Genomic DNA, 13,709 nt, shown 5'->3' on the forward strand with positions numbered 1-13,709 from the left:
GCAGCAGGCCGCTGCCGTCGGCGGTGGTGATGCGGCTGCCGGTGGACTGCGTGATCACGTCGCTGGCCACGTGCAGCACGCGGCCGTCGGGGTCGACGACGCCGGGGGCGACGTCGGCGGCGGTGTAGGTGGGGGTGGCGTGGGACACCAGGGCCAGCTGGGCGCTGCCTTCCAACGACCAGGTCGCGGCCAATGTCAGCAAACCCGCATCGATGCGGCTCTCGCCAGCCGTCACGCGCAGATCGCCCAGCACCAGGTCGGCATGCGTGCCGCCGCTGGCCTGCAGGGTGCTCAGCTGGACCGAGGCGGCGTCGATCGACAGCGGCTGCGTGGCGCTGGTGTTCCAGTCGTTGCCGGCGGCGGTGGCGCTGAGCGCGCCGCCTGCGGTCAGGCGGATCGGCGTGGTGGCGACGACCGTGACCGGGGCGGCATAACGCTGGTCGCCTTGCGTGGTGACCGAACCCGCCAACGAGGCGGTGCCCTGGGCGTCGAGGGACTGCAGCGTCTCGGCTCCTCCCAGCTCCAGCGTGGCACCAGACGCGATCGTGAGCGCAGTGGCATCGGGCAGCCGTTCGTTGCCTGCGGTGCGCAGCCGACCCGCCTGCACGGCAGTGCTGCCGCTGTAGATGTTCGCGCCGCCCAGGCTCAGCGTGCCGCCACCGGTCTTGGTGAGTCGGCCACTGCCGGCGCCGTCGGCGGCCACACCGTTGTAGGTCAGCGTCTGGCCGTCGGCCACCTCCAGCGTGCCGCCCGCGCCTTGCAGCGCCAGGCCGCGGCTGGCGGCCAGCTCGGTGCTGGCGGTCACGCGCAGGGTGCCGCCGTCCAGCAGCAGTTGGCCGGCCGTGGCGCTGGCCGGTGCGCGGCCCAGCAGGCCGTCACGCGCGATGCTGAGGGTGCCGGCCAGCACGCGGGTGGCGCCGGTGAAGTCGTTGTCGGCGGCGCTGGCCAGGGTGAACGTGCCGGCGCCCTGCTTGGTCAGGCCGCCGTCGCCCGAGATGCGGCCGCTGAAGGTGGCATCGCTGGCGTCGCCCACGGTCAAGGCGCCGCTCACCAAGGTGAGCAAGGCGCTGCCGTCGGTGCCGGCGGCATCGGCCAGGCGGGTCAGCGTCTGGTCGCCACCCAGCGTCAGGCGTGCGCCATTGCCCAGGCTCAGCTGGGTGCCGCCCAGCAGACGGTTGGCGGTGGCGGTGCGCAGCTCGCCGCCTTGCACGGCGATGGTGGGCGATTGCAGCGTGCCGGCCGTGTCCACCAGCAGGCTGCCACCGGTGGCGCTGGTGCTGCCGGCCTGCACGGCCGCCGCCAGCGTGCCGCCGCCGGTGCTGCGCAGCGTGGTGGTGCGGAGCGCGGCATTCAGGCTGCCGCCGTCCATCACCGCCTCGGTGGCGGCCAGGCTGCCGGGGCCATCGACGCGGCCCTGCACGAGCAGGCCGGTCACGGATTCGGCACCGGCCAGCTGCAGCGCGGCGCCACTGCGCACCTGCAGCTCGGCGGTGCTCAACCGGCCGGCCGAGGTAGTGGCCAGCGTGCCACCGGCCACGTCGATCACCGGTGCGGCCAGGGTGCCGCCATCCAGCGTCAGCAGGCCGGACTGCAGCTGCGCCGTGCCGCTGGCGGCCACGGCTGCGCCGATCAGCGACGTGCCCTGGCTGGTGAGGCTGGCCACATTGAGCGGCGTGAACACGCTGCCGCCGCTGAGCGCGGCGAGGTCGGCCATGAGCAGGCCGCCGCCGCTGACACTGCCGCTGAGGGCGAGCTGCCCCAGCGCCTGCGCATCGGCCAGCGACAGCGTGGCGCCGGCCAGCACCTGCACCTGCGCAGTGCTGGCCAGGCGGTTGGCGCCGGTCAGCGTGAGGGTGCCGGTCTGCACCGCCACATTGCTGGCTGCGGACAGGCCTTGCAGCTGGGTGGCGCCATCGCTGGTGAGGCTGCCCGCCCCCAGGTTGGCCTGCACCACGGCGCCGTCCTGCAGCGCATAGGTGCCGGGGGTGCTGAGGGTGGCACCGGTGGTGCCAGGCAGCAGCTGGCCGGCCAATTGCAGGTCGGCCACGGTCTTGTCGCCTTGCAGCTCCACGATGCCGGCCCGCGCCACCTGCAAGGCCGCGGTGGCGGCCTGATCGGCAGCGCCGTCCAGCACCAGCGTGCCCTGCTGCACGGCCAAGCGCGCCACGTCCACCGTGCCCTGCAGGCTGAAGCGGCTGTTGCCCTGCTTGCTGAGCTGGCTGCCAGCGGTGCCGGCCAGGCTGCCGCTGAAGCTGCTGTCGCCGGCCGTGCCGGTGGCCAGCTGGAAGCCCCCCAGCTGCGCACTGCCGCTGCCTCTGAGCAGGCCGATGGTCTCGCTGCCGCCCAGCACCAGCGTGCTGCCGGCCTGCAGCTGCAGCGCCGTGGCATCGGGCAGGCGCTCGTCGCCCTGGGTGGCCAGGGTGCCGACGTTCACCAGGGTGGCACCGGCGTAACGGTTGTCGGCGGCCAGCGTCAGGCGGCCCGCGCCGGCCTTCACCAGGTCGGCCGACGCAGCGCCGTCGACGGCGCCGTTCAGGCTCAGGCCGTTGGCCACGTCACCCACGCTGAAGGTGGTGCTGGCCGCCAGCGTGATGGGCGACTGGATGCTGCCGCCGCCGGTGCCGCTGGAGACGGTGCCGCCCTGGCTCACCAGGCTGGCGTTGGTGAGGGTGGGGCCACCGGCCAGGTCCAGCGCGGCGCCCGCCGCCAGGGCCAGCTGGCCGGTACCCGCGGTCGCCGCGGTGCCCGAGAGCTGCAGCGTGCCTTCGTCCAGCGCCACGTCGCCTGCAAAGCTGTTGGTCGTGCTGAGCACCGCTGCGCCCTGCCCGCTCTTGCGCAGGCCACCGGCACCGGCCACCGCGCCTTGCAGTTGCAAGCTGGCGCCGCTGGCCACCTGCAGCGTGGTGGTGCCGGTGAGCGTGGTGGCGCTGTCGATGCGGCCGCTGCCCGCACTGGCGGCCAGCGTGCCGCCGGCGCTGGCCAGCGTGGGATTGGCCAGCACCGCCCCGTTGCGCAGCTCCAGCGTGCCCGTGGCGGCCAGCGTGGCAGCACCCTGCCCGGCGCGCGCCGCGCTGCCGTCCAGCTGCAGCGTGCCGGCGTTGACGGCGGTGGTGCCGGTGTACGCATTGGCGGCGCTCAGCGTCACCGTGCCGGTGGTGGTCTTGGTCAAACCGGCACTGCCGGCCAGCACGGCGCTGACGCTGCCGTTGCGCAGGTCGAAGCCCGTGGGGCTGTTATTGCTGGTCAGCGTGCCGGGGCCCGTGATGCTGCCGTTGGTCAAGGTGACGGCACCCACCTGGTCATTCACGCCGGAGGCCAGCGCCAACGCCGCGGTACTGCCGTTGATGATGACGGCGCCGGTGTCCAGCAGCCCGCCGCCGCTGTTGATCTGCAGCAGACCGTTGCTGACGGTCGTGCCGCCGCTGTAGGTGTTCGCCGCGCCGAGAGTGACGGTGCCGCCGGTGGTCTTGGTCAGGCCTGCGCTGCCGGCCAGCACGGCGCTGATGCTGCCGTTGCGTACGTCGAAGCCAGTCACGGTGTCGTTGCTGGTCAGCGTGCCGGGGCCGTTGATGCTGCCGTTGATGAGCGTGACGGCGCCCACCAGGTCGTTGGCGCCGGTGCCCAGCCCCAGCACTGCCCCGCTGCCGTCGATGGTGATACTTCCCGCGTTGGACAGCCCGCCGCCGCTGTTGATCTGCAGCGTGCCGCCGTTGACCGTGCTGCCGCCGCTGTAGGTCTGCGCGGCCGTCACGGTGACCGTGCCGCCCGTGCTCTTGGTGAGGGCGCCACTGCCTGCCAGCGTCGCGGCCAGCGTACCGGCCTGCACCGCATAGCTGCCGGCGGTGAGGGTGCCGCCGGTGAGCGTGCCATTGGTCAGGCTCAGGCTGGCAGCGGTGACGCTGTTGCCGTTCAGGTCCAGCGTGGCGCCCGCCCCGTTGAGGGTGAGCGCGGTGCCGCTGGGCAGGGCCGCGGCCGAGCCGATGCGCAAGGTGCCGTCGCTGACCAGCGTGCTGCCGCCGTAGTTGTTGGTCCCGCTCAGCGTCACGCCGCCGCTGCCATCCTTGACCAGGCCGCCGGCGCCGCCGAGGTTGCCGCTGACCGTCAGGCCGGTGGCGGCGTCGCCGGAGCGCACGGTGGTGTTGGCCGACAGAGTGGCCGTGCCGCTGTAGGTGCCGCCACCGGTGGAACTGTTGAGCACGCCACCGTTGCTGGTGAGGGTGTTGCCGACGGTGGCGCCAACGATGTCCAGCTCGGTCGACGTGCCTGCGAGACTGACGGCGCCGCCGCTCAAGTTGCCGGTACCGCTGACCCGCAGCGTGCCGTCGTTGACCGTGGTGCCGCCGCTGTAGGTCTGTGCGACGGTGATGGTGACGGTGCCCGACCCGGTCTTGGTGAGCGCACCACTGCCCGTCAAACGCGCGTTGATGTTGCCGGCCTGCACGTTGAACGCCGTGCCGGACAGGCTGCCGCCGCCTGTGCCGTTGATGGTGCCGCTGGACAGCGTGACCGTGCCGGCCGACAGGTTGAGGGCACCCACCTCCAACGTGCCGCCATTGACGTTGACCGCGCTGCCCGACGGGAAGGCCGCCGTGCTGCTGAACTGCAGCTCCCCGGAAGCAGCGCTGATGCCACCACTGAAGGTGTTGGTGCCGCTCAGGCTCAGCACGCCAGTGCCTTGCTTGGTCAAGGAACCGGTGCCGCCCAGCGAACTGACCACCCCGCTGGTGCCCGCCACGCTCCAGGTGTTGGTGCCGGTAAGCTGGCTACTGCCATTGATCAACAGAGTGCCGGCTGTGATGTTGCTGTCGGCGAACGCGTGCGCGCCAGTTCCGCCCCCGCGCGTCAGCGACACCGTGCCGGTGGCCTCGAGCGTGCTGTTCACGGCCACGCGTCCGGTGCCGCTGGCGCCGCCGCTGGCAGTATCGTTGGCCAGCAGGATGAGGTCGGCCGTGCCGCTCTGCAGGCGGATCGGCTGGTTGATGTCGATGTTGTTGCCGGCGTTCAGGGTCAGCGCCCGACCTGAGCTCGAGGTGATGGCCGCATTGACCGCGATGTTGTTGGTGGCCTGCAGCAAGACAGGGTTGGTCAGAAGCTGCTGCTCCACCGCCGTTGCGGTGATGACGCTGTTGACACCTCCAGCAGCGAACGCCAGCGTCGGCGTGGTCAGGTCGTCGCCGGTGGTGGCATCGCCGTTGATGTTGGCCGGCCCGGCGCTGATGGTCAGGTTGGTCGGATCGAGCAACAGGCTGCCGGCCAGGCCGGCGGGCGCCTGGAGATCGACGCTGCCGCGAAAATCGAGATACTGCTTGCCCGACACCTCCACCTGCCCGCCGTCGCCGCCCTGAGCGCCGCCGCGCGCGGCGATCTGGCCCTGGTAGCGTGTGGCCTGGTCGGACCACACCACCACCGTGCCGCCTTCGCCCTGTGTCTGGGCGCTGGCGTCGATGGCGGCACCGCGGGCCACCGCCGTCATCTGCGCATTCGCCTCCGCCCCCTTCCCCTGCCAGTTCCCCCCCACCAGCACCGTGCCGCCGCCGGCATCGCCGCGTGCATCCACGCGCGCGGTGCCGGTCAACAATACCTTCTCGCCCAGCACCGTGGCCTGGCCGCCTTGTTCGCCGGGCTGCAGGCCGCTCACGTCCACGGTGCCGGCCAGCTGGGTGATGCCGGCGGGGCCGCCGTCGATGACGACGCGGCCTTCGCGCTGGCCCAGGCTGCGGGCGCGCACGATGCCGTCCATGTTCAGCACCGTGTCGGCAAAGCCGCTGCGGGCCACGGCGCGGGCTTCCACGCTGCCGCCATCGGCCAGCACGCTGCCCAGCAGCGACAGGCGCGTGGCCAAATCTTCATTGCGCACGTTGAAGAAGATCAGGCCGTCGCCTTCCACGTCCACCTGCACCGCGCCGGCCGCGGCCAGCCCCACGCGGGCCGCGCTGATGGTGCCCGACTGCACCAGCGTGGGCGCCACCAGCGCCACGGTGCCGCTGGCCTGGATGTCGCCTTCGGCGCGCAGCTCGCCCGGCTGACCCAGGCCGCGGGTGAGCTGGTAGCGGCCGTTGGCCAGGGCCTGCGGATCGATGTCCAGCGTGGTGGCCACCAGGCCGCCCACGCTCACCTGCGAGCCGGCACCGAACAGGATGCCCCGCGGGTTGGACAGGAACACCCGGCCGTTGGCCTGCAGCTGGCCCAGGATCACGCTGGGGTCGGCGCCCACCACGCGGTTGAACAGCACCGCGCTGGCGTTGGGCTGCTGCACCTGCACCTTCTCGCCGGCGCCGATGGAAAAGCCCTGCCAGTCGATGCCGGCCTTGGCCGTGTCCTGGCGAATGACCAGTTGCCCGCCTTGCGGCGTGCCCACCTGCACCTGGCCGGCCGTGACCTGCGCGCCGCTGGGCAGCGCCGCTGCCGGCCCCGCCGCGGCCAGCGCGGCGGCCAGGCACACGGGCTTGATCGTCCACCAGAGCGCAGGGCGGCCGTGGCGGCCGGCGCGGGGTGAAGCGGCCCGCGGCGCACGGGCGGCGGGTTGGCGGAAGGTGCGGCGGTCAGGCATGGGGAACCCCCTGGTGGACCGGTGGCAGCCCGTGGGCCGCCCCGGGCTCAGAACAACTTGGTGAATTGCAGGTACAGGCGCGGGTCGCGCACGCGGCTGTCGGCCTTGGGCGTGCCGGACAGCGGCTTGGCCAGGCTGGCCCGCAGCGCGTAGCCGCCCGGCCGCACCCACGACACGGCCAGGCCGGCCGCGGTGTAGGTGGCCGCGTTGTCGAAGCCGGCCGGCCGCGCCGAGGCGTCGTGCCGGAACTTGACGTGGCCGGCGTCGTAGAAGGCGCCGAACACCAGTTCGCGCGAGAGCTGGCCCAGCCAGCCTTCGGGCGGCAGCAGCCGCAGCTCCAGCGTCATCAACTGGCCGCTGTCGCCGGTGCCTTCGCCGGGCGCGAAGCCTCGCACGCCGTCGGGCCCACCCAGGCGAAACTGCTCGGTGGTGTCGAGGTTGGAGAACGCCTGCTGCGCCCGCAGCGCGACGTACAGCAGCAGCCGCTGTTCGACGATGTTCTGCAGCCGGGTGAAGGCCAGCGTGAGCTTGCGGTAGTGGTCGTCGTCGTCCAGGCCGGCCGGGGCGCCGTCGGGGTAGTCCACCCGGCCCAGCGACAGGTTGGCCTCGTAGGTGTTCACGCCGCCGGTCAGCAGGCTGTCGCGGAAGTCGCCGGTGGTGCCCAGGGTCACGCTGTCCACGCGCTTCTTGTCCACGCTGCGGGTCACGTCGCGGCGGTCGGTGTACCGCTTGTGCTCGTACGAGCCCACCACGAAGGTGTTGAGGTTGCGCGAACGCACCAGCGGGTACAGCGCATAGGTGGTGAGGTTGAAGGCGTTGCCGTTGACGTCCAGCGGAAACTCGTCTTCGTCCAGCTGGTAATGCACCGCCGAGACCGAGGCGCCCACCTTCAGCCCGTCGCTGCCCACCGGCAGCGTGTAGCCGGCCAGCAGGAAGGTCAGGCCGCCGTTGAACGAGCGCAGCGCATTGAGCGTGAGCGCATCGCCGCGGCCCAGCAGGCTGTTGCCCGACAGCAGCGCGCCCACCCGTTCACGCCCCAGGAAGCGCGAGCCGTTGAGGTCCAGGTCCACCTTGCCGGTCCAGCGCGCCTCGGCCGTGGGCGTGACCACCAGCGTGGCGGTGCCGGGCACCGAGCCGGTCTTGACGTCGAAGCGGGCCGTGATGCCGCGCAGGTCGTTGAGCAGGAAGACCACGCGCTCGACGTCGCGCACCCGCAGGATGTCGCCGGGCGTCAGCCGCGCCAGGTAGGCCTCCACCACCTCGCGGCGCACCGGCAGGTCGTCGCGCCAGACCAGCTCCACCTTGTCCAGCCGGCCTTCGAGCACCGCGATCTGGATGACCCCCCCTTCGGGGGACTGCTCGGGCACGTAGGCATACCCCAGGTAGTAGCCCAACTCGCGCTGCAGGTAACGCGTCACCTCGGTGGCCGCGTTCACCAGGTCTTCATAGCTGCGGCGTGGGCCCACATAGGCCGCCGTGAGCGCGGGCAAGGCCGCCCGCAGCTGCGCCGGCGCATTGGCCGGCAGGGCATACGCGGTGACGTCGATGGCGATGTCGTCCTGCGGCTTGGCCAGTTCGCGCGGGGGTGCGGGCTGGGCCGGCAGGTCAGCCGGGTCGGTGGCCGTTCGCCCCGGGCGCGGCGCCAGTTCGGAAGGGGTGGGCACCACCGGCAACGGCCGATCGGGCACGGGTACCTGGGCCTGCGCCCCGCCCATGCACACCACCAGACCGGCCACTGCCACCCCTGGCAAGCGTGACGGATTCACACACGGCGTCCGCCATTTTGCGGATTGATGCCGGATTCCGATTTTTATCTTCATCACTCCCCCGACCCCGGCATTGCGCAGGGCCGGCGCATGGTAGCCAAGGAGTTCACGGATCTTTATCCCCCAGGAGGTTGACTTTGCACATCAACAGAGCGGGCACTTTTCTTCGTCACGGAAGACTGCGACACTCGCGCCCCGGTCAGGACATGCAATTAGTGCATGCGTTTGTAGTTAGTGCACAACATTTATCCATGGGACCCGAGCTGATGCCAAGGACGGTGAAGTGAGCAGCGGTTTCTCAGGCACGCCCACGATCGACGCATGGCTGCAGCCCCTGCCCGATGACGCTGCGCCTTGCGGCCCCGACCTGGAATACGACAACGACTTCCTGGCCCTGACGCAGGCCGCCGCCGGCAAGCCCGAAACCCAGTTCGAGGCGGCCGTGCCGCCCGACTGGCGCGACGTGCGCAGCCAGTGCGAAGCGCTGATGGAACGCACCCGCGACCTGCGCATCGCCGTGATCTGGGTGCGCGCCTGCATCCACCTCGATGGTTTCGCGGCCGTACCCGAAGGCCTGCGCCTGCTGCACGGCCTGCTGGATACCTACTGGGACACGCTGCATCCGCTGCCCGACCCCGACGACGGCGACCCCTATGCACGGATGAATGCGCTGGCCGTGCTGCGCGAATCCGACGGCGGCGTGGGCGATGTGCGCCGTGCGCTGCTGGTGCGCCAGCGCGGCGTGGGCGAGGTGCGGGTGCGCGCGGTGGAAGTGGCCCTGGGCCTGGCCACCGCCAGGGAGGGCGAGCCCAGCTTCACCCGTGAGCAGCTGACCCAGATCCTGGGCGCCGCGGTGGCGCAGGAGCCGGCGCTGAGCACCCAGCCCGCCGATGCGATGGCGCAGCTGAAGGCGCTGATCTCGCTGGCCAACGACAAGGCCGGCCTGGAGTCCGCGCCCGACCTCAAGCCGCTGCAGTCGCTGCTGAACATGCTGGTGGGTGTGATGCCCGCCGCCAGCGCCGCCGAAGCAGACACCGAGGACGATGCGGCCGAGGGCGCGGACGACGGTGCCGATCAGTCCGATGAGGCCGGCAGCGCCACTCCGCGTGGCCGCCGTGCCGCGCCGAAGGGCCTGTCGGGCACGGTGGAGTCGCGCGAAGACGCGATCAAGGCCATCGACATGGTGTGCGAGTACCTCGAACGCACCGAGCCCACCAGCCCCGCCCCGATGCTGCTGCGCCGGGCGCGGCGGCTGATCAACCACAACTTCCTTCAACTGATGAAGGAACTGGCGCCCGACGCACTGGCCGAGGTGGCCCGTGTGATGGGCGTCGACCCCGACACCGTGCAACTGGACGACGAGTCCGCTTGAGGCCGCGCGTCCGGCCTTTCCAACCAAGGAGTGAGTCATGGGTAGCAGCCAGAAATTCATCGCCCGCAACCGGGCACCGCGGGTCCAGATCGAGTACGACGTGGAGGTCTACGGCGCCGAGAAGAAGGTGCAGCTGCCCTTCGTGATGGGCGTGCTGTCCGACCTTTCGGGCAAGCCGGCCGACCCGCTGGCGCCGGTGGCCGACCGCAAGTTCCTCGAGATCGACGTCGACAACTTCGACGCCCGCATGAAGTCGATGAAGCCGCGCGTGGCCTTCCAGGTGCCCAACACGCTGACCGGCGAAGGCAACATCAACGTCGACCTGTCGTTCGACAGCATGGACGACTTCTCGCCCGCGGCCGTGGCCCGCAAGGTGGACTCGCTCAACAAGCTGCTGACCGCCCGTGAGCAGCTGCAAAACCTGGTGACCTACATGGACGGCAAGGGCGGCGCCGAAGAGCTGATCGCCAAGCTGCTGGCCGATCCGGCGCTGCTGGGTTCGCTGGCCGCCTCGGCCAAGCCCGCCGACGAAGGCAGCGCCACCTGACGCGCACCGCACGCTGACACCCGAACCCGGAGCACATCCCATGGCAGAAGCCCAAACCAGCTCTTCCGCATTGGCCGCGGTCAGCCTCGAAGGCAACGACCTCGCCTCGCTGCTGCAAAAAGAGTTCAAGCCCAAGAGCGACGAGGCCAAGAGCGCGGTCGAGCAGGCCGTGCAGACGCTGGCCCAACAGGCCTTGTCGCAGACGCAGCTGATCGGCAAGGACACGATCAAGACGATCGAGGACATGATCGCCGCGATCGACAAGAAGCTGTCGGAGCAGATCAACCTGATCCTGCACCACGCCGATTTCCAGAAGCTCGAAGGTGCTTGGCGAGGCCTGCATTACCTCGTCAACAACACCGAGACCGACGAGATGCTGAAGATCCGCGTGATGAACATCAGCAAGCAGGACCTCGGCAAGACCCTCAAGCGCTACAAGGGCACGGCCTGGGACCAGAGCCCGCTGTTCAAGAAGCTGTACGAAGAAGAGTTCGGCCAGTTCGGTGGCGAACCCTTCGGCTGCCTGGTGGGCGACTACCACTTCGACCAGAGCGCGCCCGACGTGGAGCTGCTGGGCGAGATGGCCAAGGTGGCCGCGGCCGCGCATGCGCCCTTCATCACCGGCGCTTCGCCCAGCGTGATGCAGATGGATTCGTGGCAGGAGCTGGCCAACCCGCGCGACCTGACCAAGATCTTCACCACGCCCGAGTACGCCGCCTGGCGCTCGCTGCGTGAGTCGGACGATTCGCGCTACATCGGCCTGGCGATGCCGCGCTTTTTGTCGCGCCTGCCGTACGGCGCGCGCACCAACCCGGTGGAAGCCTTCAACTTCGAGGAAGACACCGGCGCGGCCGACCACAGCAAGTACACCTGGGCCAACGCCGCCTATGCGATGGCCACCAACATCAACCGCTCCTTCAAGGAATACGGCTGGTGCTCGCGCATCCGCGGCATCGAGTCGGGCGGTGCGGTCGAAGGCCTGCCCACCCACACCTTCCCGACCGACGACGGCGGCGTGGACATGAAGTGCCCGACCGAGATCTCGATCAGCGACCGCCGCGAGGCCGAGCTGGCCAAGAACGGCTTCATGCCGCTGGTGCACCGCAAGAACAGCGACTTCGCCGCCTTCATCGGCGCGCAGTCGCTGCAAAAGCCGGCCGAGTACGACGACCCCGACGCCACCGCCAACGCCAACCTGGCCGCCCGCCTGCCGTACCTGTTTGCCACCTGCCGCTTCGCGCACTACCTCAAGTGCATCGTGCGCGACAAGATCGGCTCGTTCAAGGAACGCGACGAGGTGCAGCGCTGGCTGCAGGACTGGATCCTGAACTACGTCGACGGCGATCCGGCGCATTCGTCGGAGCAGACCAAGGCCCGCAAGCCGCTGGCCGCGGCCGAGGTGGTGGTGGAAGAAGTCGAGGGCAACCCCGGCTACTACACCTCCAAGTTCTTCCTGCGGCCGCACTACCAGCTCGAAGGGCTGACGGTCTCGCTGCGTCTGGTGTCCAAGCTGCCTTCGGCCAAGGGCGCCTGACTCTGGTTTCTTGGGGATGGCGGCGCCAGATGCGCCGCCTAGAGTGTTCACGCGACAACCAACCGCCCGACTGCGTTCAGGGCATCAAGGAGATCCATCATGGCTGTAGACATGTTCATCCAGATCGGCGACATCAAGGGTGAGTCGACCGACGCCAAGCACAAGGACAAGATCGACGTGCTGGCCTGGAGCTGGGGCATGAGCAACTCCGGCACCACCCACCAGGGCGGTGGCGGCGGCGGCGGCAAGGTCAACGTGCAGGACCTGTCCTTCACCAAGTACATCGACTCGTCGACCAACGCGCTGCTGAAGTCGGCCTGTGAAGGCACCCACCACGACAAGGCCACGCTGATCGTGCGCAAGGCCGGCGGCACGCCGCTGGAATACGTGGTGCTGGAGCTGGACGAGGTGCTGGTCACCGCGGTGTCCACCGGCGGCAGCGGCGGTGAAGACCGCCTGACCGAGAACGTGACGCTGAACTTCGCCAAGTTCAGCTTCAAGTACCAGCCGCAGGACCCGAAGGGCGCCAAGAAGGGCGGCACCATGGACTACGCCTTCGACATCGCCGGCAACGAAAAGGCCTGAAGCGGGCCACTGCCGCATCTGACCGGGCGCCCCTGCGCGCCCGGCCCTACTTCCGCAGCACCAGGGCGCATCCATGGCCAAAGGCGACATGCACCTTCGCATCGAGGGCAAGAGCACCGGCGTGATCCGGGGCGAGTCCAACGTGGCGAACCACCTCGGCGAGATCGAGGTCATCGAATGGTCCTGGGGCATGAGTGCCGCTTCGGGCCTGGGCGGGGCCGGCAATGCCTCGCGCGCGGCGCTGTCGGAGTTGCGCATCACCAAGCGGGTGGACACGGCGTCCACCGCCTTGATGGGCGTGATGCGCAGCAATGAGCAGATCAAGAAGGCCGTGCTGTCGGTGCGCAAGGCCGGCGGCATGCCCATCGATTACCTGGTGGTCACCATCGAACGCGGCCGGCTGACGGCGCTGGACGTGGCCACCGAAGCGCCGGACAGCCCGGTGCTGGTCGAACGCCTGTCCATCGCCTTCGAGAAGATCGAAGTCAGCTACAGCGGCCAGGACGAACGCGGCGCCAAGAAGGCGTCCTCCTCCTTCACCGCAGAGGTCACCTCGGCATGAACCCCAGCCCCGAACAAGCCCTGCGCGAAGGCGACCCCCAGCGTGCGCTGAAGCTGCTGCAGGACCAGGTGCGCGCCAAGCCGGCCGACGCCAGGCTGCGCATCTTCCTGTTCCAGCTGCTGTGCGTGCTGGGCCAGTGGGAACGGGCCCGCAACCAGCTGGACGTGGTGGGCGAGCTGGACGCCAGCGCGCTGCCCATGGTGCAGACCTACCGCGAGACGCTGCAGTGCGAAGCGCTGCGCGCCGCGGTGTTCCAGGGCCGCAAGGTGCCGCTGCTGTTCGGCGAGCCCGAGGCCTGGGTGGCGCTGCTGATCGAGGCCCTGATCCGCGACGGCCGCGGCGAGCATGACGATGCGCAGAAGCTGCGCATCCAGGCGTTGGACGATGCGCCCGATTGCGCCGGCAGCGCCGATGGCCAGGCCTTCAGCTGGCTGGCCGATGCCGACATGCGGCTGGGCCCGGTGGTCGAGGCCATCGTCAACGGCCGCTACTACTGGGTGCCGATGACGCGCCTGGCCGAGATCAAGATCGAGCCGCCCGCCGACCTGCGCGACCGGGTGTGGACACCCGCGCAGCTGCTGTTCAACAACGGCGGCGAGACGGTGGCCTTCATCCCCACCCGCTATGCGGGCACCGACCTCGCCGATGGCCTGCTGGCCCTGGCCCGCCGCACCGACTGGCTGGAGCCGCGCCCGGGCTTTTTCATCGGCGCCGGCCAGCGCATGTGGGCCACCGACAGCGGCGAACTGCCGCTGATGGACGCCCGCGCCATCAGCTTCCAGTCCTGAGCCGC

General features: G+C 70.3%; 8 protein-coding genes. 6 read left to right on the forward strand and 2 right to left on the reverse strand.

What is annotated here, in order from left to right; all coding sequences use genetic code 11:
* Together ABNT58_RS23570 and ABNT58_RS23575 are read right to left on the reverse strand one after the other, a co-directional pair.
* On the reverse strand, window positions 1-6,550 hold a 6,550-nt coding region (locus ABNT58_RS23570; RefSeq protein WP_348755836.1), incomplete at its 3' end, for an autotransporter-associated beta strand repeat-containing protein.
* Window positions 6,551-6,597: 47 nt separating this feature from the next.
* Window positions 6,598-8,214: a ShlB/FhaC/HecB family hemolysin secretion/activation protein gene (locus tag ABNT58_RS23575; RefSeq protein WP_348755837.1), complete on the reverse strand. Its 1,617-nt coding sequence runs from the start codon at window positions 8,212-8,214 to the stop codon at window positions 6,598-6,600.
* A 385-nt stretch (window positions 8,215-8,599) separates the two neighbouring features.
* On the opposite strand from ABNT58_RS23575, the gene tssA reads away from it, so the two are divergent.
* The 6 genes from tssA (at window position 8,600) to ABNT58_RS23605 (ending at window position 13,704) form a co-directional block, all read left to right on the forward strand.
* Window positions 8,600-9,688 carry a type VI secretion system protein TssA gene (tssA, locus tag ABNT58_RS23580; protein ID WP_348755838.1) on the forward strand — a complete coding sequence of 363 codons (1,089 nt, stop codon included), beginning with the start codon at window positions 8,600-8,602 and terminating at the stop codon, window positions 9,686-9,688.
* Window positions 9,689-9,725: 37 nt separating this feature from the next.
* A complete protein-coding gene (gene tssB, locus ABNT58_RS23585) occupies window positions 9,726-10,235 on the forward strand; it encodes a type VI secretion system contractile sheath small subunit (protein ID WP_046115848.1) in 510 nt (169 codons plus the stop codon).
* Window positions 10,236-10,275: 40 nt separating this feature from the next.
* Window positions 10,276-11,769 (forward strand): type VI secretion system contractile sheath large subunit, encoded by a 1,494-nt coding sequence (gene tssC / locus ABNT58_RS23590; RefSeq protein WP_348755839.1) that lies wholly within the window; start codon window positions 10,276-10,278, stop codon window positions 11,767-11,769.
* 99 nt (window positions 11,770-11,868) lie between these two features.
* On the forward strand, window positions 11,869-12,354 hold the full coding sequence (locus tag ABNT58_RS23595) for a type VI secretion system tube protein Hcp (protein ID WP_348755840.1): 486 nt from the start codon (window positions 11,869-11,871) through the stop codon (window positions 12,352-12,354).
* 73 nt (window positions 12,355-12,427) lie between these two features.
* The gene (locus tag ABNT58_RS23600; protein ID WP_348755841.1) at window positions 12,428-12,916 is read left to right on the forward strand and encodes a type VI secretion system tube protein Hcp; all 489 of its coding nucleotides are present in this window, start codon (window positions 12,428-12,430) and stop codon (window positions 12,914-12,916) included.
* A complete protein-coding gene (locus ABNT58_RS23605; protein WP_348755842.1) occupies window positions 12,913-13,704 on the forward strand; it encodes a type VI secretion system accessory protein TagJ in 792 nt (263 codons plus the stop codon). The genes ABNT58_RS23600 and ABNT58_RS23605 overlap by 4 nt, the downstream gene beginning before the upstream one ends.
* Window positions 13,705-13,709: the final 5 nt, after the last annotated feature.

It is taken from the genome of uncultured Aquincola sp., from assembly GCF_964001545.1.
GTDB lineage: Bacteria > Pseudomonadota > Gammaproteobacteria > Burkholderiales > Burkholderiaceae_C > Aquincola.